This window comes from Arenibacter sp. ARW7G5Y1, from assembly GCF_003201775.1.
Classification (GTDB): Bacteria; Bacteroidota; Bacteroidia; order Flavobacteriales; family Flavobacteriaceae; genus Arenibacter.
Genome location: NZ_QJJZ01000005.1, coordinates 304,492 through 326,634, shown reverse-complemented (window position 1 = coordinate 326,634; position 22,143 = coordinate 304,492). Strand labels below are relative to the sequence as shown.

The window sequence follows — 22,143 nt, the reverse complement described above, 5'->3', positions numbered from 1 at the left end:
CATTCATATAGGATGTAAAGTACTGGATTAATTATTTAATCCCCATCCCTTCTTTTATCAAATTTAGACCTTTGGTGTAGATTTCTTCGGAAGGAGAATAATCCCGCCAAACATTAATGGCGTTTGCAAACTCTGGGATAATGGTACTAAAAGCCTCTATGGTAAGCCAACCGTCATATTTCACCTCCTTTAATGCCGAAAAGACGTCGTCCCAATGTACTTGCCCACTACCGGGAGTTCCCCTGTCGTTCTCGCTAATATGAACATGTTTTAAATGGGGGGCTATAGTCCTAATGGCTTCGGCCTGATTTTTTTCTTCTATATGGGCATGGTGTGTATCGAACATCGCGCCCAAATTGGGGTGGTTCACTTCCCTGACCATAGAGCCAAGATCGGCCATAGTGTTATACAGGTAACATTCAAATCTGTTTACGGCTTCTGGAGTTAGTACAATATTGGCTTTTTGGGCATATTCCGCCGCCTTATACAACATCTCATTGCTCCATTGTTTTTCTTGTAATGTGGGGGGGTGGCGAGTAAAAAAGGCAAAGGTGGAATGAAATGGCCCACATATTACTTCTACATTGGCCGCTTCGGCCATATCAATGGTCCACTTTAATCGCTCCAAACCTGCCTGCCTGGTCTTCTTGTCGGGACTTGCAATATTTTGCTCTGCAGACAAGGCACCTACTGCAGTGACGCCCATATTGATGCTAGAAAAATACTTGCCCAATTTTGTATAATGCTTTAGATCTCCGTCGCCCAAAAACAGCTCAATACCATCATATCCTGTGGTTTTTAATCTGTCAACTATGGGGTAATGTTCCTCTGTAACATGATTTGTCCACAGCAACATATTCATTCCAATTTTCATACGTATGGTCAATTAATTATAAAAAATAAATACCCTATCCAGATTCCTTTGGGTATGGCTTGCCTTAGGGAAGACCTCCTTTACCATACCCTAGAAATTGGTTATTGTTTTCTTGATTTTTGTTTAGTGGTGGCTAGGCTACGGCCTCCTGTCCTTGTTTTTTTGATGAGCGTACCCAAAACCAAAGTATGGTAAAGAGGACGATCAGGATAGCAGGGAAGGCGACCATGGTTCCCAAGGTGGCCTGTCCGGAAACAAGTTCCAATTCATCACCTGTCAATCCTGCAGCAGCAGCTTCGGCCTTATCAGAATCGATCCATCCACCAATTATAGGTTGGAATATAGATGAGGAAAACATACCTACGGCACCAATAATGGACAATCCCAAGGCTCCACTTTTTGGTATTTTGTCAGCAATAAAACCAATCATATTTGGCCAGAAATAGGCGATACCCAATGCAAAGAAGATGGCAGCAACATAAGCCATGGTTCCGGTTTGGGTACTAAAAAGATAAATTCCAATGGTGGCCAGTACAGCAGAACCCAAAAGGACTCCTGTTTGATCAAATTTGTGAACCACTTCTCCTCCAAAATAACGGGCAACAGCCATTAGTCCTGTAACCAGGGCCAATATAATCATGGGCTCGGCGCCACTCTTGGCCAAGATAAGTCCTACCCATTGCTGTGGGCCAAATTCCGAGATTGCCGTCAAAGACATACAAACAATCATAAAAATAAATAGAGGGGAAAGCATGGCTTTGAAATTACCACTAAGTGTGGCAGCCGCTTCAATTTTAGCTTTTGGCCAAGCTTGTCCAAAGTACAGATAGGCATATATCAAGGTCGGAATCATTATCACCCAAATTTGTGTTTCCCAGCTTAAGCCTGCATCGGTCATAAATTTGGATATAAGGCTACCTAATACAATACCTCCCGGAAACCACATGTGGAAACGGTTCATCATTCTACTCATCCTGGTTCCTGAATAGGCGTCCGCAATCATGGGGTTACAGGCAGCTTCGGTACAACCATTGCCAAGGCCTATCAATAGTGTTGAAATGAGTAAACCAACATAACTGCCAGAATAAATGGTTAAAATAATCCCTAGGGCATGGGCAAGGAAGGCAAATTGCATAATGGCCTTTCCACCTACCTTATGATAGATTAATCCTCCGATAACCATCGATATCGGAAAACCAAAAAACCACATGGAATTGATAAATCCTAGTTGTTCGGCACTCAAACTTAATTCTTCTCCCAACTGTGGAAGAATCCCTGCTCTAATACTAAAAGAAAATGCGGTCGTAATTAATGCGAAACAGCTACCGTAAAACAGTCTGTTCGCATTGGTTTTTTGTTGATCATTTGAATTTTCCATTGAATTTAATAGATTTTTAATTAGTTGGTGTATACTTTACTTTTTGATTTCAGCGTATAAGTTTAATCTCTTTTTTACAATAATCATAATTTATTTTTAATTGTTTTATTAAATAATGAATAATCTACTACCTATTTTATGCTTTTATAACCTGACCATTAAACCCTTGGTTCATGATGTATGCAAGACCCTAGCAACCCTAAAAATTTAAAAGCTGATAAATTTAAACTTTAAAGATTTTTAAAAGTCCCTATATCCTACTAAAAGATGACACTTTTTTGTCATTGGGTTATTTTGGTTTATTCTCTGTAAATAGGAGGTGTGTTGCACTGTTTTATATCTATAATATATAATGATGGATAATTTTGGCTGGTCAATACAAGAATTCCAATTTAATTTAGCTGGGATAAAATATGCTTATAATTTATAAAGATCATGTTTTACGTTAAAACCACCATTGTGGTAATCGCTCCAAAAGGAGATCTAACCACTAGGATATACTGGTCTTGATGTTCAGGAACAATTTTCGATACTCGTGGGGGCTCATTTGTACAATTGCCTTGAATTGCCTGTTAAAGTTTGATAAGGCATTAAAACCGCACTCGTAACTTATCTGTGAAATATTTAGATTATCCTCCAGTAATAGTTTTCTTGAATGACCTATTCTGATTTCATTTACGAAGCGGGTAAAAGTTTTGTTTGCCCGAGGTTTAAAATATCGGCAGAAGGAGGTTGTGGTCATATTGAGCATTTCCGCTATTTCCTCCAGCGAAATTTTGGTCTTAAAATTGGACATGACATAGTCGTAGACAATCCGCATTTTGTCTGCATCATCGCCCTTGAAAACATTGGTGTACCCCGGACTGGACAATAGGTGGTACTCTTCGCTATTGGCTAGGATATCTATGATTTCCAATAATTTTATAATTCTTCGAAATCCGTGTTCGTTGTTTATTTTAAGTAGAAGTTTGTTTATTTTATTGCGGGTTTCCCCATAAAATTCCATACCCCTTACCGAGTTTTCCACAAACTTGTTTACATTATAAAATTCTTCCTTGCTTAATAAGGATTCACTAAATAGATCGTGGTCAAAGTAAATTACCAAACCTCTAGTGGAGAGTTTGCTGTCCTTTTCAAAATAAGCGTCATCGCTTCGCCATAAATGTGGAAGGTTAGGGCCTGTAATTACCAGATCACCTTTTTCAAATGATTGTACGTGGTCCCCAACAAATCGTGTTCCTTTGCCTTCTGCAATTAACGATAATTGGTAGTCAGGGTGAAAATGCCAATTTGGATTAAAGTAGGGGCCAACAATATCCTTGAAAATAAAAGTTTCTTTCGTTGTTAGTGTTTTTTCGATATTAGGGGTACTCATAAATTTCCGGATTGTATTTTATTTGGGCTAATTTAAGACAAAAAAGTGTCATCTTTTAGTAAGATATAGGGAATATTCATGCCGATAGTATTTTAGATTTGTAGAGTTAAGTTTTTATTGTCAGATTTTATCGTGTTATATTTTAAGAATAGTGTATAAAAATTGATAATAAATTTAGATATTGATAAACAATATGGCCAACGTGCCCGCTGGTTATCCGTGGAACTTTTTAATTGGGGATTGCCACTAACCCAAGAAGGAGTGGCCTAGGAATAGTTCCTGCATCAAGTATTTAAGATTTGTAATATTATGTTGGAATCATTAATTTACGGGTATTCTGTTTATTGGAAGATTGCATGGAACGGTATATTGTCTATGGTTGTGGTCTGCATGTTGGTTTCATGTGAAGATAGGGGAAGTAAAACCACTACCATTTTGGATGCTGAACATTCCGTACATTTAGTGGCGCAAGCCATTATACCGGATTTGGGCAATAGTAGTAGCTTGATGATGGGGGAGGCGATTGATGCTAAGAGGAGTGCGGCTGAGTATCGTATTACATACAAGGGAGAAAATGGTCCGGGCAAGGGCAAACATATTGTTTTTATTGCTACGGATCATGAATATAGGGGGGAAGAGACCTTACCGGCCTTGGCACGGATATTGGCCAAAAGATATGGTTTTAACTGTACGGTGGTATGGGCTTTGGACGATAGGGGCAATATATTACCAGGGGGGTCGGACCTCAAAGGACTCGATGTTCTTAAAGAAGCGGATCTAATGGTAATGTTTATGAGGTTTGCAAATTTTGAAGATGGGCAGATGCAATATATTGATGATTACCTAAATAGGGGAGGGGCTGTAATAGGATTGCGGACTTCTACCCACGCCTTTAAAAATGCCGATAATCCCAATTGGAGACATTATGATTATAAATATGATGGGGAAAAAGAGGCATGGCACGGTGGATTTGGTGAAGTGGTTTTAGGGGAAACTTGGGTAGGACACTATGGCAAAAACCATCAACAGGCTTCCAAACTTATTATAGAAGAAAGTAACAAGGAGCATCCCATTATGCGGGGAGTACAAAATACCTGGGCACAGTGTGGAGGCTATAACGCCTACCCGCAAGGGAAGGACTTAAAGATATTGGCCAGGGGAAGGGTGTTGAACGGCATGACGCCAGATGCAACACCGGATACTAGTAAGGACGAACTTCCAGTTGCCTGGGTTAGAACGTACCAGTTGGAAGGGGGTAGGCCCGGGAGGGCGTTTACAACTACCCATGGAGCCTCAGAAGATATCCTGAGTACGGGGTTTAGAAGAATGATCATAAACGCCTGTTTCTGGGGATTGGAAATGGAAGAAGATATTAAAGCGGATAATCCGATAGATTTTGTAGGGGGCTATGAGCCAACTACATTTAACTTTGAGGGTTATCAGAAAAATGTAAAGCCATCCGACCTGAAGGGGTGGGAATCGGTAATAATGCCAAGAAAATAATATTACGAATAAAAACTGTTGTTATGCCAGAAAACAATTACCCAAAACTCCACAACGCTTCGTGGCCCGGTGTGGTAGGGAAAGGACCTGATTCAGAGCCACCAATATCCATTGATACCATGATAGAGCTTACTGCCAATGCAGAGGTAGATGGAGTTAAATTTGACGGTTTTGACCTTTTTGCTGCGGATCCTCATTTGGATATCGATTCCAATGATGATGGTATTAAAAAATTGGCCGACAAGGCGAGATCCAAAAATCTTGAAATTGGAAGTTTGGTAGCCCCTGTATGGGCTGGAACCGGTGGTGGCTCTGCCATGGGCTCCAGGGAAGAACGCAACCAATTTGTAACCCAGGTCCGAAAGGCTTGTGTTATAGGTAAAAAACTGCGTGATTTGGGAATACGCCCCAATGGAATAATCAGAATAGATTCGTCCGTTGATCCACATAGTTGGGCGGCAGATCCCGTTGCCAATACAAAATTGATTGCACAAACCTTTCGCGAGGCATGTGACGTGGCCGCGGATTATGGGGAGTCTTTAGCTGCCGAAGGTGAAATTTGCTGGGGCGGGATGCACGGTTGGAAAACCATGGTGAACACCCTTGAAGCCGTGGATAGACCCAATATCGGATTTCAGGCCGATATGGCCCATACCTTGTTGTATCTTTTGGGATATAATAAGGAGGACGAAAGAATACTGCCCAAGGACTTCGATTGGAACGATCGGGCAACATTGACTGAAGGTCTTAAGACCGTTACAGCTGCACTTCGCCCATGGACGATTGATTTTCATGTGGCCCAAAATGATGGCACGGTGTTCGGGTCCGGATCCCATGATAAAACAGGTAGGCATTGCCAGGCTACGGATCCCAATGGAAAATTGGACATCGCTGTGGATGCTGGCCATTGGTTGCGTGACGAAAATGGCAACCTGACCAAAAAAATCCGACATATCTGTTGGGATGGGTGTATGTTCCCCAACGATGTTATGATGCAACCCAAAACTTGGAACGATATTTTAGGGGCCATGATCAAGGTACGTCAACAACATGGTTGGTACGAAGCGCCTTAAGATAATAGGCTGATTATACATTTGTTAAGCTGAATTTTTAATTAAAATAAAAAATAGAGTACACATGTCAAGTAAGAAAGAATTACGAATAGGATTGGTAGGTTACGGATTTATGGGAAGAACCCATTCCAATGGTTATCGTAGGGTAGGCAATTTTTTTCCCGAACTGGAATATCAGCCTGTATTAAAGGCAATTTGTGGGCGTAACTTGGAACGTACCCAGGCCTTTGCCGATCAATGGGGTTATGAGTCCGTTGAAACCGACTGGAGAAAGCTTATAGCTCGTACTGACATTGATGCCATAGATATTTGTACCCCCAACAATATGCATGCTGAAATTGCCATAGCAGCGGCAGAAGCCGGAAAAATGGTTTTGTGTGAAAAACCCTTGGCGCGTACTGTTGCGGAAGCCCAGCCAATGGTTGATGCGATTGAAAAGGCAGGAGTGCCCAATACCGTTTATTTCAATTATAGGAGATTGCCATCGGTAACCCTTGCGAAACAACTTATAGATGCAGGTAAATTGGGTAAAATATTTCATTATCGCGCCAATTTTTTACAGGATTGGACCATTAGTCCAGAACTCCCACAAGGTGGAGAGGGCTTGTGGCGCTTGGATAATGAGGCGGCTGGATCTGGTGTTACGGGCGATTTGCTGGCACATTGTATAGATACGGCCATGTGGTTAAATGGGGGGATCAAGGATGTTTCCGCCATGACCGAAACCTTTATTAAAGAAAGAGTACATACCGGTACCGGGGAAAAACAAAAGGTAACCATAGATGACGCCTGTTTGTTCCATTGTCATTTCGATAATGGCTCTTTGGGCCTTTTTGAATCCACACGATACGCTAGAGGGCACAAGGCTTTGTATACTTTTGAAATAAATGGGGAACATGCCTCCATAAAATGGAACTTACATGACTTAAGTCGCTTGGAATATTTTGATCATAGGGATGAATCACAGGAGAGAGGGTGGCGTTCCATCCATGTAACGGATGGTGATCACCCGTATATGGATAAATGGTGGGTGCCAGGACTGTCCATTGGCTATGAGCATAGCTTTGTACACCAAATAGCCGACTTTCTTAAAGCCCTACAGGAAGGAAAACCCTGTTCCCCTACGTTTAGGGAGGCGCAAGAAACACAGAAAGTTTGTGAGGCCGTTTTGGAATCGGCAAAAACAAAAAGTTGGAAAGACACCGGCGTTAATTGGAAATTTTAAACTTGTCTATAGAAGGGAAGTTCATGGTGTAAAATTGAATTATCAATTTTAGGCTTTAATGTGTACAAAATATTGAAATCAACAAACTATTGCTATGAGTAATTCTATAAAAGGATTTTGCCTACAAACCAATGAAAAAATATATCCAAATACAGATCAATCGGTCCTTAGTAATTCAGCGGTTGTAGAAATGGAAATGCCGCCTTTGAAGGAAGGCGAGATATTGGCCAAAACATTGTATACCGGCATCTGTGGTTCGGATAACAGCGCTACTATTGGCAAGGCCAATTTTGATTGGGTACAGCGTCCCAGGGTTATAGGGCACGAGTTTAGCGCCGAGATCTTGGAATTGGGTCCCGGGGACCACGGGGACCTCAAGGTAGGGGATATTTTCACTCCTCTGGCCATGTTGGGATGTAGGGATGAAGAATGCCCGGCCTGTAGTGTGTCCAAATGGAATCTATGTCCTAAAAAGGAAATAATAGGCTTTCACAGGAACGGGGGGTTTGGGCAACAAGTAGTTTTGGAGTCGGATCGTGTAGTGCCTTTAATGAAAGGCCTAACTCCGGCCCAGGGAGCCTTGGTGGAACCTTTGTCCATCATAACCAATGCTCTTTACAATAAGTGCGATATTAAACCAGGGCAGGATGTCGTGGTAACCGGTTGTGGGATCATAGGGATGATGTCTGCGGAAGTTGCCCGGGCAGCAGGAGCTAGAGTGGCAGTAACCGGTATTGCGCATGATCGTGACATCCGTTTGAAAAGAGCAAAAGAGAGAGGGTTCATAACCATAGAAGTCTCACCGGAAAATTCCTTGACCACCCAATTGCAAAAAGGTATAACCGATGATAAGGGTATTCCTTTCGGCACCAATGGAAAAGTTGATCTGCTTATAGAATGTTCGGGTGTACCACCTGTACTAACCGAGGCCATAGGTGTTGTTAGGCCCGAAGGGGACATATGCGTAATAGCTACCTATGGAACCGATGTACAGATCAACGCCACGCACCTTACCCGGACCTCCTTGAATATGAGGGGGTCCATGGGGTCTTGTAGGGCAGACTATATGGCCGCACAAAAACTGATGGTAACTGGTATTTTTCCTTCTGAACACTATACGGATTACTATGATTTTAAAGACATTAATCAGGCTTTTGAAGATTCGATAAAGGCAAATAATATGAAGGCCGTTGTAAAAATGAACTGATAACTTCAGTGTTCTTGTTCTGGCGTACAACCTAATATTAAAAAAAATCTAGCATTAAGGATTATGCACAAAATATTTATTACCGGAGGTACCGGCTGTATAGGATCGGTCACTATTTATAAGCTTCTACAATCAAAGGAAGTTGAAAAAATTGTTATAGCAACACGCTCCAACAATACAGACCCATTAAAATTATGGCTCCCTGCCGAGTTGGATTCCCGTTTGGAGTTCGTTACCTTGGATGTTTCCAATTACAAAGAGATTGAAAGGGTATTGTTCCAAGTAGATCCCACGCACATTATTCATTTAGGGGCCTACCAAAGTCCGGATTGTTCCCGAGATCATATTGGTGGCATGGAAATAAATACCGGAGGTACAATGGCGCTTTTTGATGCTGCTGAAAAATTAACCAAGCTTAAACGGTTTGTTTTTGCAAGTTCGGCCGCAGTCTATGGAATGCGCTCCATGTATCCCCAAGATATCATTAATGAGGATGTTCCCTTGGCCCCACCAAACCATTATGGTATCTGGAAATTATCTGGCGAACACTTGGCACGTCTTTTTCACGATAACACCAAGATACCCACGGTTTGTTTAAGGTTGAACACTACTTATGGAAAGGGACGGGACAAAGGAAAAACCTCTGCCCCCACCAATGCCTTAAAGGCCATTGTCCTTGGACAGGCGGCAGGAAAGGTAATCCCCTTTGAAATGCCGTATCAGGGACGGGAAAACTATCATTTTGTTGAAGATGTGGGGGCTCAATTCGCCGCCTGTGCATTACAGCCCTACGAAGGCTTTGGAGCCTTTAACATACAGGGGGAAACAATACCGATTACCTCCTTCCTGGATATTGTAAAAGAACAAGCTACCGCATTGGGTATGGAGAAATATGTATCCCTATCCGTAACCGATGGTGCTCCGCCCAACCTGTTCGTTTGCGATTTGGATCACAGTAAAATTGCAGGTACATTCAAAGATTTGCCATTGACCGATATAGCAGAGGGAATACGGATTTCATTGGTTGAGTTCAAAGCTATGGCCGAAAAAGGCATATTAAAATATTCTACTGCAGCCTCATGAAGGATATAGGAATAGGATTTATTGGAGCGGGAGATATAGCAGATCTACATGCAGAGGCCATTAATAGTTTGCCAGGTACCCAACTTGTGGGACTTTGGAACAGAACCTTTGAAAAAGGCGCAAAAAAAGCCAAGAAATTCGGTTGTAAGACCTATAAAACAGAAGATGAACTGTTTCAGGACCCCAAAATCGATGCCGTTTTCATATTGACCAATATGGAGACCCATTGCGATTATACCATTAGGGCGGCAAAAGCGGGAAAACACATTTTGGTAGAAAAGCCTGCAGCCTCCAGTATTGCTGAACTTCAACTCATGACGGAAGCGGTTAAGACAGCTGGTGTTAAATGTATGCCAGTCCATAATTATATCTATGAATCAGGGATAAAAAGGACGAAATCCATGATCGATACTGGTAAATTGGGAGCTATTTCCCAGTTCTACATGATGTACAATATACATCATGCCGAAGATGTCAGGGCCCGCTATCCTGGGGTAATCCGTCAAATATTGACACACCATAGCTATACTATGTTGTATTTGGCAGGACAACCTAAAACCATATCCTGTCTAAAACATACCGTTGATACCACTATAGCCCCACAAGAAAATGTGGCTATGGCCAATATACAAATGCAAAACGGTACCTTAAGCCATTTATCGGCTAGTTTTGCCAACGATGATCATGCGGGTGATCCATGGACTTGTATTATAAAGGTTATTGGCACAAAGGGAAGTACGCGTTACAGCTATCGGGATTGGGTAATCAATGATCGTAATGGGGCCCATTCCCAAACGTACCAGTGTTATCCTGAATCCATAAAGAATACGGCAACCCATTTCATCAACAATGTTCTGCGGAATAATGAAGCCCCACTTTCAAGCCTTGAAGATGCCATTACATGCCAGCGAATTATAGAGGCTTGTGAAAAATCTGAAAAAGAGGGAATACACGTGAATATCAATTAATTATATACCAAAAAAAAGATGAATATTAACAAAAACGTTGCAAGGGGAAAGTTGTTTTTAATGCTTTTCCTAGTCCTTGGATTTTACAGTTGTAGTAAAGAGGAAGACAACACTTTAAAAATTTCCCCTAATTCACATATTGTACTAGTGGGTAGTAATTTAGGATCACGTATGATGAACTTCGGGCATTTCGAAACTGAAATGCAACTTCGTTTTCCCAATGATTCCTTGTATATCCGCAATATGTGCGATGGCGGTAATACGCCCGGTTTTAGGCCGCATTCTTCACGGAATTCGCCATGGGCCTTTCCAGGTGCGGAAAAATTTGAGCACGAATCCGGACAAGCCATACATTTTGAGGATGATGAAAACGGACGCAGATCGGGCCCAATAGGTCATTTTCCTTCTCCAGATGAATGGATTACTAGCTTGAAGGCCGATATTATCATCGGATTTTTTGGGTATCCCGAATCCTTTGAAGGACCAGAGGGAGTGGATAATTACAAGGAAGAATTACGGGCCTTTATCAAGCACACGCTCAATCAAAAATATAATGGTTCCACTCCTCCGCAGTTGGCCCTTGTTTCACCTATTGCCTTTGAAGATCTTTCAGATAAGATGGATCTACCGGATGGAAAAAAGGAAAATGGGAACCTTGAACTTTATACGGCTGCCATGAAGGAAGTTGCAGCTGAAGAGGGTGTCCTTCTGGTGGACGCCTATGAACAGACCAAGGAATGGTACCAAACGGAAAGTACGGATTTGACCCAGGATGGATTTCAGTTGAACGATTTCGGATATCGGAAGTTTGCCACATTGCTGGCCGATAAAGTTTTCGGGTCTAAAGAAATTAAGTTGGAAGAAAACCGTGAATTGGTAAATGAAGCTGTAAATGAGAAAAACTGGTTCTGGCATAACGATTTTAAGATCCCGAACGGGGTACATGCCTATGGAAGGCGTTATGACCCATTTGGTCCGGATAATTACCCTTATGAAATTGAGAAGATAAGGCAGATGACCGCCATAAGGGATACGGCTATTTGGCAAGCCCTAGAGGGTAAGAAAATGGATTTGGCCAAAAGTGATGCCAAAACCAGAACATTGCCCGAAGTAAAGACCAATTATAAGCCTAGCAATAAAAATGGAACACCGGAATATCTGTACGGCCAGGATGCACTGGACAAGATTAAACCGGCACCGGGCTATAAAGTGGAACTTTTTGCTTCAGAAGTGGAATTTCCCGATCTAGCCAATCCAGTGCAAATTTCCTTCGACAATAAAGGAAGGTTATGGGTAGGGGTAATGCCCAGTTATCCACATTACAAACCGGGTGATAGTAAACCCAATGATAAGTTATTAATATTTGAGGATACCGATAATGATGGTAAGGCAGATAAGCAAACTGTTTTTGCGGACGGACTTCATCTTACTATAGGATTTGAATTTGCACCAGAAGGAGTATATGTTTCCCAAGGTACCAACCTGGTATTGTTAAAGGATACTGATGGTGACGACAAGGCCGATGCAAAGGATATTATTTTAAGTGGTTTTGATGACCATGATACCCACCACGCCATTAGCGCTTTCACAGCAGATCCTTCCGGGGCAATCTATATGGGTGAGGGAGTGTTTCTTCATACCAATGTGGAAACTGCTTATGGAACCGTTAGGGGTACCAACGGAGGGTTCTACAGGTATAGCCCACAAAGACATTATTTGGAGCGTACCGCGCAATTGCCCATTCCAAATCCATGGGGTATTGCCTTCGATGATTGGGGGCAACCGTTTTTTGAACATACGTCGGGACCCTCTGCCACTTGGATGATGCCCGGAACCATTGTGCCCAGGTACGGCGTAAGTTCGCCTTTACCGGAAAACCTTATAGAAAAAGACCATTTAGTGAGACCCACTTCAGGATTGGAATTTGTGTCGAGTAGACATTTTCCTGACGCGGCTCAGGGCAATATGTTGATTGCCAATACAATTGGGTTTTTAGGGATTAAGGAACATTCCATGGTAGATGACTCTAAAACCGCTGGTTATGTTAGTAAACATCAGGAGGATCTAATTTCTTCAAGCGATAAGAATTTTAGACCTGTAGATATGGAATTTGCCCCGGATGGCTCCTTGTATTTCATAGATTGGCACAATGTGCTAATTGGCCATATGCAGCACAATGCCCGTGATCCATTACGTGACCACGTTCATGGGAGGATCTATCGGATTACTTATCCATCCAGGCCCTTGGTAGAACCTGCCAAGATAGTCGATGCCAACATTGACGAATTATTGGACAATCTTAAGCTTCCGGAATACCGTACCCGTTATAGGACCAAAAGGGAATTACGAGCAAGGGATGCCTCTGAGGTATTGTCGAGGTTAAAGACATGGGTAGCAAACTTGGATACCACAGACCCTAGATACGAACACCATGTTTTGGAAGCCCTTTGGGTTACATGGGGCTTGGATAAGGTTGACGGGGAATTGCTAAAACAAGTGTTGAATGCCAAAGATTTTAAGGCTCGGGCAGCTGCAGTAGGCGTTCTTCGCTATGCAGGACATCAAATTCCCGATCAGGCCGAACTTCTTATGCAGGCAGCCAAGGATGACAATCCAAGGGTAAGGTTGGAAGCCTTGGTAGCAGCCTCGTGGTTGGGTAGGGATATTGGAATTCCCATAATCACAGAAGCTGGTAAAAAAGGTTTGGATAAATGGATGGAAAAACCATATGAATCGGCAATCGCCCATTTAAACGGGCACAAGGCGGGCGAAGAGCCCAAAGAAGTGATTAAAACGGATCTAAAGGGAAAGGATTTGGAATTATTGGTTGCCGGAAGGGAAATATATATGAGGGATGGTTATTGTGCCACCTGTCACCAAGCAGATGGTCAAGGACTGGAAGCTTCTGGTTTTCCTCCCCTTGCTGGCTCCGAATGGGTTACCGGTAATGAGGATAGGCTTATAAAACTTACTACCAAGGGTCTTATGGGGCCTATTGTTGTCAATGGTAAGACCTATCCGGGTCAGGTACCTATGACACCATTTGGAAATTTACTTACTGCAGATGAAACTGCAGCCGTATTGACCTATGTAAGGAATACCTTCGGCAATAAAGCCGCCCCAATTTCACCGGAGAAAGTGAAAGAGGTACGCGAGCAGATCAAGGACAAGCAAGGCTTTTATTCGCCAGAGGAATTGTTAAAAGAGCACCCTCACGGCAAATAATCGAGTTGGCAGTTAATTTTTAATATTTGGTACAAAGGCTGGTTATAGGATTTTCCTTATACCGGCCTTTTACATTGGAAAGGTCCTTGGTTGTTTTGGATGGGACTTTTGGGTGTTTCTTTTCCAGTATTCAAATTGTTCATATCTGTATTGACTTACGCTCCATTCCTAGTTCAAAAAAGTGAGTAGGAGGTATTACAACCTAGTTGATACCTTGGCAGGAATCAAAGCCTCTTTCTGCTAAGTTTATGTTAAAAGTGACTGTTTTTTAGGTTTATATATTAATAAGCCATATTATTCCTGATTAATGTGTTAAGTTTTCAAACGTTTATACGACTAAGGAGATTTAGCACAAATAGAATTAATAGTTAAACAGTAAAAACGAGTTATTAAATATGGGAAGGCCGGCGACAAAACCAACGGAACTTAAGGACGGATATTACATTGAAGTTCGTAATAGAAACCAGAAAACTGGAGGTATAAAAATCAGAAGGGACACGGAGGAGCAAATGCTTCTTGCCCTTGCAGAATATAAGAAAAGCAAAGACGTTACAGTACTTGGTGAATTAAAAAACGGTAAAATGCTGGATTTGGCAGGTTAGCCTCCAAAGTACATTGTGGTATAAAAACCCTGCTTTCTTTAGGGCAGGGTTATTTTTTTTTAGAGGTCAGTAGTTAGTTACTTATTAACTGGGAGTGATAAACTTTATCGCCTTTCACCATTTTTGTAATCAGGTTATTGAATATTGTGTCCTTGCTCTGGGAACGGTTTATCCTAAAACAAAATTCGTTGAAATACCTGTTCAGGTTATCATCGCTGACCCAGGAGTAAATAGTCCTGATCCAGGATTTCACCTGATGTATCATCGTGTGCAGGGCCTTGAAATTAAGTCCCTTGTTGCTCGGTATCTGGGTTATATCGTAAGCCTTTGATATAGGCCTATAACCCCTCCATTTATCGGTGGTCACTTTTGCTTCCCGGTTTATGTGGTTGACGAATATATATTGAAGAGATCGTGCCGAAAAATCATCTATTTTCATGGCGTACATCCTTTTTACCTTCCCTTCCTTTGTTAACTGAACGGCCGTGACCGCTTTCTTTTTCTTGCTGTCATAGCTTCTTCCCGTTTTTCCTTCATCCTTGCCGCCCAGTACGAACTCGTCGACATGGACGACGCCGTCCATCGGGTTGTTCCCGCTAGAAGCCATGGCCTCCCGGACTTTCAGCATAAACAACCTTGCCGTTTTTTCGGTTACTCCATAACGTACGGCCATATAACTTGCCGATAGGCTCTTTGTGCTTGTAGCCATTTCAAAACATATGAAAAATGCCTTCCGGACCCCGAATTTCACCTTGTGGAAAAGTGTATCGGCGGTAGCGGATTCTATATGGCGACAAATATTGCACTGCCTTGCGAAATCCTTACGTACTTGACAGGCATTGTGATTGCACCTTGTACATTTATAGTCCGTTTTGGCCTTGATCGAAGCCAAATATTCCTTGCAATCACCGTCCGTTTTGAACCGATCGGAGAACTCTAGAAGGTTTTGCCCTTTAAAAACATCCATAATTCAATATATTTACTGTCAATAAAATTACGTATTTAAATACTGACCTCTATTTTTTTTTATTAAAAGCGTTTCTGTGTACATGCCTTATAGATAAAGAAGTCATCATTAATTGGCTTGGGCATAATTTCATCACAGATGACTCAATATGTTACTCGGGCAATGATTGGGGTTTTAAGAATCTTTATCCGTTACGTTTACACAATTTTTATGTTTTGAGGTGGACTCAGACTTAGTCTTAGTTGATTAAAATAAAGACCAATATGCCTGAAAAGTAGCCAAGTAAGGCCAGCCAGGCTATATGGCGCAAGTACCATAAAAAATCTATTTTTAAAATTCCCATTGCTGCCACTCCAGCGGCAGAACCTATAACAAGAACACTACCCCCAGTACCTGCGCAATAGGCCAAAAATGTCCAGAATTCATGATTTTGTGGAAAGGTTTCCATAGAATACATACCCATGGCACCAGCCACCAAAGGTACATTGTCTATCAAGGACGATAAAAGCCCCAATAAGGTATTGGTAATATGGAAATCGTGAAAAGCGGTTTCTAATGCACTCCCCATAAATTCCAAAGAGCCATTGGTTTGTATGGCGGCAACCGCCAACAGAATCCCTAAAAAGAAAAGAATACTGGGGGTATCAATTTTTTGAACCGTATAAGCGACGGATAAATGGTGTTTTAGTTCAATAGGTTTATTTTTATGCAGTATTTCCGTGATCAACCACAATAAACATAAACTAAATAACATCCCTAAAAAAGGAGGTAGATGTGTAATAGCTTTAAATACCGGTACCATTAAAAGCAGACCTACACCCAAAATCAAAATAAAATTGCTTTCCCCAGGACTAATTTGATGTGTCGTAGGGGGAGTGGGAACCTCGGCTTCAATAGTTCTGCCCTTATAATTATACGAGGCAATTAATAAAGGAACCAATAAACAGACCAAACTAGGTAAGAATACCTCGGTTATTATGGTATTTGTGGAAACTTGACCCCCATTCCAAAGCATAATTGTGGTAACGTCGCCAATGGGAGACCAGGCACCACCTGCATTGGCGGCAATGATGATAAACCCGGCAAAATACCAAAGGTCCAATTTGCTTTTAAAGAATTTTCTTAAAATGGCCATCATGACAATTGTGGTGGTTAGGTTGTCCAAGACAGCGGATAGGAAAAAAGTAAGCAAGCAAAGTACCCAAAGTAGGACTAACATGCTTCGAGTTTTTATGACCCTTAGGATAATTTCAAATCCATTATGTATGTCTATCAATTCAACAATGGTCATTGCTCCAAGTAGAAAGAAGAGAATTTCGGAAATTTCTTCAAAATGTTCCTTAAGCTGTATTAAGGTTTCTGAAAAATTAACTCCCGAATAGGCAACTATGATCCATAATGCAACCCCAATAAACAATGCGGTAGCTGCCTTGTTAATTTTAACAACATGCTCCAGTGCTATGATCATATAGCCGGCAATAAAAAAAAGTGTGGTGATCAGCATGATAGTTTTATAGAAAATCTATTATTTGTTCTCATTATATTTTCAGTTTAACCTGTGTACGATTAGGTATTCAACTATGGAAATTGGTTCTTTTGCATAAAGTTTTTTTTACCGCGTTCAATGGGCAATTGGAGAAATGATGGCTTTGGGATAGAGCGGTTGCCCCTTTTTATTTCAACAAGGCCAGATGGCACTTGCTATTTATAATACTAAGTAGATGCTATGTGCATAGAAAAAATAGTGTTATTTAAAGGCGTGACAATAAAGAAGGAAAGGCATTTGCCTAAATCCCTTTTATCTAATAGCCAATTCTAAGGTATAAATAATAATCGTTAACGGATTGTTAAAAATAAATTAGGGGTACGCTTTATTGTAGAGGTGTCCATTTGTTTTGGTTTCTATAATTTGTGGAATCATTTACTGTAGGCACAAACTCGTTGAGGAGTCGGGGTTGGGCCGGCCATTGCCTTTTCAACGGGGTTTTGGGATTGGTACATAGTCCCCTGGGCTATTATAGTTTACTCACTAAGTATTCATAGATCGACATATCTTAAAAATACCAGAATGCCAATACTATTTGGCCAAAGGCAATGTTTACCCCCCTTAAACACAGTTGATTGTTAAGTGGCCATAGGGGAGGGTAGATCATTGGCTGCCAGGTTGCATGGCTAAAACAGGTGTTTTATTTTTTTTACAATTAACATGGGCAGGTTGTAAGGGGGATATCGGAGTGGTGCATCCAACCAATTTGCTTTTTTAACAATGGCCTTATGATGTGAAAAAAGGTCGAAGGATCTTTTACCGTGATAAGCTCCTATTCCACTAGCTCCAACTCCTCCAAAAGGGAGGTTTTTATTCGTAATTTGAATTACGGTATCATTGATAGCACCCCCGCCAAAACTGTATTTATTGATTATTTTTTTCTGAAATGATTTTCGGTTCGAAAAGATATAGGTGGCCAAGGGCTTTCCGTAATTCGTTATATGCCTATCTATGTCATCTTCATTGGAGTAGGCAAGAATTGGTAGAATTGGCCCGAAAATTTCACCATGCATCAATTTACTGTCTAATTTGGGCTCCTCTACCAGTGTAGGGGATAGGTAGTTGTCCTCATCGTTACAATCTCCGCCAAAAAGTATTTTTTCGCCCACTAGCATATCTTTTAATCCATCATAATGCCCTTTGTTAACTGCTCTGGTATAATCGGGAGATTGCTCTATGTTTTCTCCATAGCATTTGGTGATATTTTTTATTAAGGCAGCCACAAGCTGGTCCTTCACTTCTTTATGGACAAGTATATAATCTGGAGCAATGCAGGTTTGGCCCGCATTTAAGAATTTGCCCCAAACAATGCGTTTTGCGGCCAGGTTGATGGATGCCGTTTCATCCACTATTGTGGGGTTCTTACCACCTAGTTCCAAGGTGACAGGGGTAAGGTGTTTTGCCGCTGCCTCATAGACTATTTTACCTACCCGGGTACTTCCCGTAAAAAATATGTAATCCCATTTTTGGGATAAAAGTTCTTGGGATACTTCCACACCACCTTCCACTACGGCTACATGTTCCGATTCAAAAACGGCAGAGATGATCTCCGATATGATCGACGCTGTATGGGGTGTTGCTTCGGAAGGTTTTACAACAACCGTATTTCCTGCAGCAAGGGCAGCGATCATTGGGGCAAATACCAATTGAAAAGGATAATTCCATGGGGCAATAATAAGGACTGCCCCAAAGGGCTCCCTATAGATCCAATCTGAAGACGGCCAATTCATCAAGGAGGCCGATTTCCTTTCGGGACTTGCCCAATTGTCAATATTTTTTAATACCAATTTTAGCTCTGCCAAAACAAACTGTGTTTCTGCTGCCAGGGTCTCAAATTTAGGTTTTTTGAAATCTTTGTAAATGGCTTCCGCAATATCATCTTCACGGGCAATTATTTCTTTTTGCAATCGCCTTAGGGCATTTTTTCGAAATGGAACATCTTTGGTCTTTTGTGTTGCAAAAAATTCACGTTGTTTTTCCAGTATCTTCATGGCATTAAATTAATATAAAAAACATCCACAACCTTCCCATATGGCATAACATTAATATTATATTATAAATCAGGTACAAAATGTACTTGACTATTTATTTTTTTTGTCATAGCAATCATTTGTATTGATTTCGAACCAAATTGAAATCATAATTCGCTGATAATGTAATGATGCAGCTATTTTTTTGTAGCTGTGTCCTTGGTTCAATGCTTTAATGAGAGAATATACTCCGCTACGGCCATTTTGGCTTCCTCCGATAAATAATCCTGGGGAGGCATTTCCGGATAGTCTTCCCTAAGGTTTTTTGGAGCAGTGATATAATCCACTATGCCCTGTGGGTTGTCTTGGTGAATGGCCTGTAGGATTTCTGTTGGCGGACCTATCAGTCTAGTGCCAAAGGCGTGACAACCAGCACAGACTCCATAATAGGTGAGCTCGCCCAATTCTTCTTTGGAAACCGATCTTGGTGGCACCGGCGCTGGAGTCCTCATTGTTGGGATATCTTGGGTGTCGCTTATTTGAGCGATGCCGTAATTTTCCAAACCAAAAGTTCGATATTTGTTTCTATCCCTTATGGTACTTCCGGAGCCTCCACCATAGGCGAAAATATCAGGGCCATGGGTATCCATTTGGGTAAGCATTATGGCCTTTATTTCACCCGTTGGGTCGTTGCCGTTTTCGAACATAATATTGTCCAAAATAACGACCCTGTCCGGGTTTCCTTCGGAATTGGGATCGTTGGCTTTGGGCGCCCCAGTAGCGAGATCCACGATGGTAATCCCTGTGTTGTTATTGCCGGTAATAATATTGTTCTCAACAATCACATCATCGGCGGCCATGATTAAAATACCCGTACCTGATGGAATTCCCGAAACCGTAGACCCGGGGGCACCAAAGTTTTCGTGGTTGTTGTTTACCACAAAATTGTTTCTAAAGATAACGTCAAAGGTAGTTTTTATGGGAAGTCCCGGGGTTACAAATGCCAATAGTCCCCCTGTATTGTTGTGCGCATAATTGTTTTCCACCAAACAGTGCCTGGAATTCTCGATCTCTATACCCGCAACGTTGTCAAATACTTCATTGTGCAGTACGTCCACATTATCGCACATGCCAATATATATGGCAGCATCCGCAATTTTACTCAGTACGTTATGAGCTACCAAACCGTTTTTGCCATACTGTGGAAAAATGCCATAAACACCGGTATCTATAATCCAGTTGTTGCGTATTGTAAAATTGTTACCGGCTTGGCCCATTATACCATTGCCTTTGTAATGGATTATTTTAAAATTCTCGATTAGAATTCCATTGCCTGAATATAGGAAGGCATCATTTATTTCCTTTTGGCCATCCAAGGTTGGCCATTCTCCGTTGATCACCACCCCTTGAAGGCTAATATTATCCTTGTCAATGTAAACGTTCTCCGAGTACGTTCCCGGATAAACACGTATTAGGTCACCTGGATTGGCCTCTTTTACGGCATTTTGAATGGACGAACCATTTTTGACTTCTATGATCTTACCTGAAAATTCTTGTTCGTAAACAGCTTGTACCGAGTCATTGGCTAGCCTTACATTTCTATGTTTTAGGGAGGAAGGAATAGGAACGGTCCCTATATTTTTTTGTCCAAAGAACGATTTTCCAAGGAATATACCTGTCCCTATGAGTACAACGGCGGTGATGATCCTTATAAAAGGCGATTTTTTCTTCATTGTTCCAATTGGTTATTAATTAAGTAGATACTTTAAGTCCTGAAGGCAATACTTCCGGAATTTCTGGTTTAAAGGATTCATCGGTCAAGGTTTTAAGAAAATCCACTAAGCGATCCATTTCGTAATCGGTTAAATTAGGTTCCCATATATGCCAATGAATCAGTAGGTTTTCATCTTCCGGTACCGCATGTCCACGCCCGTCCGTATAAAATTGAACGGTTTCGCGAAGTGTTTTGAATCTTCCAGAGTGCATATAGGGAGCGGTTAGTGCTATATTCCGTAAGCTGGGGACCTTAAAAGCTCCTCTTAGGCTTTTGTCATCGAACGGTATTTCGGCTCCTGGGTCCAATGGAAGTCCCTCTGGTTCAGGGGTGCCTATAACGGCAAATTGTTGATTTGTAAATAGGGGAGGGGTATGGCATTCGGCACAGCGCGCAACAAAAGACCTAAAAATGTTGAGTCCTTCAATTTCGTTTTTGTTCAGGGCTTGGTCATAACCATGGGCATATTGGTCATATTTACTATTTAGGGAAACCAATGTGGATTGGAAGGCGGCAATGGTCTTTGTAATTTCCTTGAGCAGTATTGGCTCGTCCATGGGCTTATTGGGAAATGCTTCCGCAAATAGTTTTTTGTAATTATCAACTTCATTCACGGTACTGAGTAAGTTCTCCGGTGTATTTCCCATTTCAACCTGGGAAAACAATGGTTCCAACATTTGCTCTTCCAAAGTAGAGGCACGACCGTCCCAAAAAAGTTTTTTTAGATACCCCACATTATACAGGGAGGGGGCGGCCCTTTTTAGTTTGTGCCCATCTATGCCACGGCTTACCGCCAGTCCATCACTAAATCCTTTATTCGGATCGTGGCAGCTGGCACAGGAGATGGTTTGGTCCACAGACAGGATGGGGTCAAAAAATAAATACCTTCCCAAATCGATTTGTTGCGGGGAAAAGCCATCCCTGATTTCTGGTAAGGCCGATTTTAAGCCTCCTACACCCGCCTTGTTGGTTGTGGCGTATTGGCTATAGAGATTTCTTGCAATACACTCATTATTGGCGTTCAGTTTAAACCCGGGAGGGCAGGTACTTTTTAAAAGGGGCACTGGGTAATAGGCAGTGGGTCTTTGGCCTGCAAAAAACACCAGCGCCAAGATAGCTGGAATTGCCACTGAAATAATTATTTTTAAAACGACCCTACTTTTTTTCATTTGATCCTGTGTTGGTCTTTGGTTATTTCATAACGTTTTGAACAGCAAAAGCTAAACTGGTTTTCAATGATTTAAAGTTTCATTTAATTTACCTTGTTTGAACCAAAAATCCTAATATTGACAAAAATCAGATGCGGCCACCCCTCTGATCAAGTTTGACAAATAATTTATGTTGGCACAAATTAACCATGGGGTTCCAACTCC

Annotated in this window: 16 protein-coding genes; 8 read left to right on the top strand and 8 right to left on the bottom strand. The window is 41.6% G+C overall.

What is annotated here, in order from left to right; genetic code table 11:
• Window positions 1-31: 31 nt before the first annotated feature.
• From C7972_RS10050 to C7972_RS10040, 3 genes are all read right to left on the bottom strand, one after another.
• Entirely contained in the window at window positions 32-874 is an 843-nt protein-coding gene (locus C7972_RS10050; RefSeq protein WP_110356028.1) for a sugar phosphate isomerase/epimerase, read from the bottom strand.
• A gap of 133 nt (window positions 875-1,007) precedes the next feature.
• Window positions 1,008-2,252: a sugar MFS transporter gene (locus tag C7972_RS10045; RefSeq protein WP_110356027.1), complete on the bottom strand. Its 1,245-nt coding sequence runs from the start codon at window positions 2,250-2,252 to the stop codon at window positions 1,008-1,010.
• A 490-nt stretch (window positions 2,253-2,742) separates the two neighbouring features.
• Window positions 2,743-3,627, bottom strand: a complete 885-nt coding sequence (locus tag C7972_RS10040) for an AraC family transcriptional regulator (protein WP_110356026.1) — start codon at window positions 3,625-3,627, stop codon at window positions 2,743-2,745.
• 309 nt (window positions 3,628-3,936) lie between these two features.
• On the opposite strand from C7972_RS10040, the gene C7972_RS10035 reads away from it, so the two are divergent.
• The 8 genes from C7972_RS10035 (at window position 3,937) to C7972_RS10000 (ending at window position 14,513) form a co-directional block, all read left to right on the top strand.
• Window positions 3,937-5,130 (top strand): ThuA domain-containing protein, encoded by a 1,194-nt coding sequence (locus C7972_RS10035; protein ID WP_220020888.1) that lies wholly within the window; start codon window positions 3,937-3,939, stop codon window positions 5,128-5,130.
• 23 nt (window positions 5,131-5,153) lie between these two features.
• Window positions 5,154-6,203 (top strand): sugar phosphate isomerase/epimerase, encoded by a 1,050-nt coding sequence (locus C7972_RS10030; RefSeq protein WP_110356025.1) that lies wholly within the window; start codon window positions 5,154-5,156, stop codon window positions 6,201-6,203.
• A 64-nt stretch (window positions 6,204-6,267) separates the two neighbouring features.
• Window positions 6,268-7,428 (top strand): Gfo/Idh/MocA family protein, encoded by a 1,161-nt coding sequence (locus C7972_RS10025; protein WP_110356024.1) that lies wholly within the window; start codon window positions 6,268-6,270, stop codon window positions 7,426-7,428.
• Between the two features lie 94 nt (window positions 7,429-7,522).
• On the top strand, window positions 7,523-8,635 hold the full coding sequence (locus tag C7972_RS10020) for a zinc-binding dehydrogenase (RefSeq protein ID WP_110356023.1): 1,113 nt from the start codon (window positions 7,523-7,525) through the stop codon (window positions 8,633-8,635).
• Window positions 8,636-8,698: 63 nt separating this feature from the next.
• The gene (locus C7972_RS10015; RefSeq protein WP_110356022.1) at window positions 8,699-9,718 is read left to right on the top strand and encodes an NAD(P)-dependent oxidoreductase; all 1,020 of its coding nucleotides are present in this window, start codon (window positions 8,699-8,701) and stop codon (window positions 9,716-9,718) included.
• Window positions 9,715-10,686 carry a Gfo/Idh/MocA family protein gene (locus C7972_RS10010; protein WP_110356021.1) on the top strand — a complete coding sequence of 324 codons (972 nt, stop codon included), beginning with the start codon at window positions 9,715-9,717 and terminating at the stop codon, window positions 10,684-10,686. The genes C7972_RS10015 and C7972_RS10010 overlap by 4 nt, the downstream gene beginning before the upstream one ends.
• Before the next feature lie 18 nt (window positions 10,687-10,704).
• Window positions 10,705-13,911: a PVC-type heme-binding CxxCH protein gene (locus tag C7972_RS10005; protein WP_110356020.1), complete on the top strand. Its 3,207-nt coding sequence runs from the start codon at window positions 10,705-10,707 to the stop codon at window positions 13,909-13,911.
• Between the two features lie 395 nt (window positions 13,912-14,306).
• Window positions 14,307-14,513 (top strand): hypothetical protein, encoded by a 207-nt coding sequence (locus tag C7972_RS10000; RefSeq protein ID WP_110356019.1) that lies wholly within the window; start codon window positions 14,307-14,309, stop codon window positions 14,511-14,513.
• A gap of 73 nt (window positions 14,514-14,586) precedes the next feature.
• Here the strand turns inward: C7972_RS10000 and C7972_RS09995 are convergent, their stop codons facing one another.
• From C7972_RS09995 to C7972_RS09975, 5 genes are all read right to left on the bottom strand, one after another.
• On the bottom strand, window positions 14,587-15,480 hold the full coding sequence (locus C7972_RS09995) for an IS1595 family transposase (RefSeq protein WP_110356018.1): 894 nt from the start codon (window positions 15,478-15,480) through the stop codon (window positions 14,587-14,589).
• A 238-nt stretch (window positions 15,481-15,718) separates the two neighbouring features.
• A complete protein-coding gene (gene nhaD, locus C7972_RS09990; protein ID WP_110356017.1) occupies window positions 15,719-16,984 on the bottom strand; it encodes a sodium:proton antiporter NhaD in 1,266 nt (421 codons plus the stop codon).
• Window positions 16,985-17,652: 668 nt separating this feature from the next.
• Window positions 17,653-19,017, bottom strand: coding sequence for an aldehyde dehydrogenase (locus C7972_RS09985; protein ID WP_110356016.1), 1,365 nt, complete (start codon window positions 19,015-19,017; stop codon window positions 17,653-17,655).
• 203 nt (window positions 19,018-19,220) lie between these two features.
• Window positions 19,221-20,729, bottom strand: a complete 1,509-nt coding sequence (locus C7972_RS09980; protein WP_110356015.1) for a parallel beta-helix domain-containing protein — start codon at window positions 20,727-20,729, stop codon at window positions 19,221-19,223.
• 19 nt (window positions 20,730-20,748) lie between these two features.
• The gene (locus tag C7972_RS09975; protein ID WP_110356014.1) at window positions 20,749-21,939 is read right to left on the bottom strand and encodes a cytochrome-c peroxidase; all 1,191 of its coding nucleotides are present in this window, start codon (window positions 21,937-21,939) and stop codon (window positions 20,749-20,751) included.
• Window positions 21,940-22,143 lie beyond the last annotated feature (204 nt).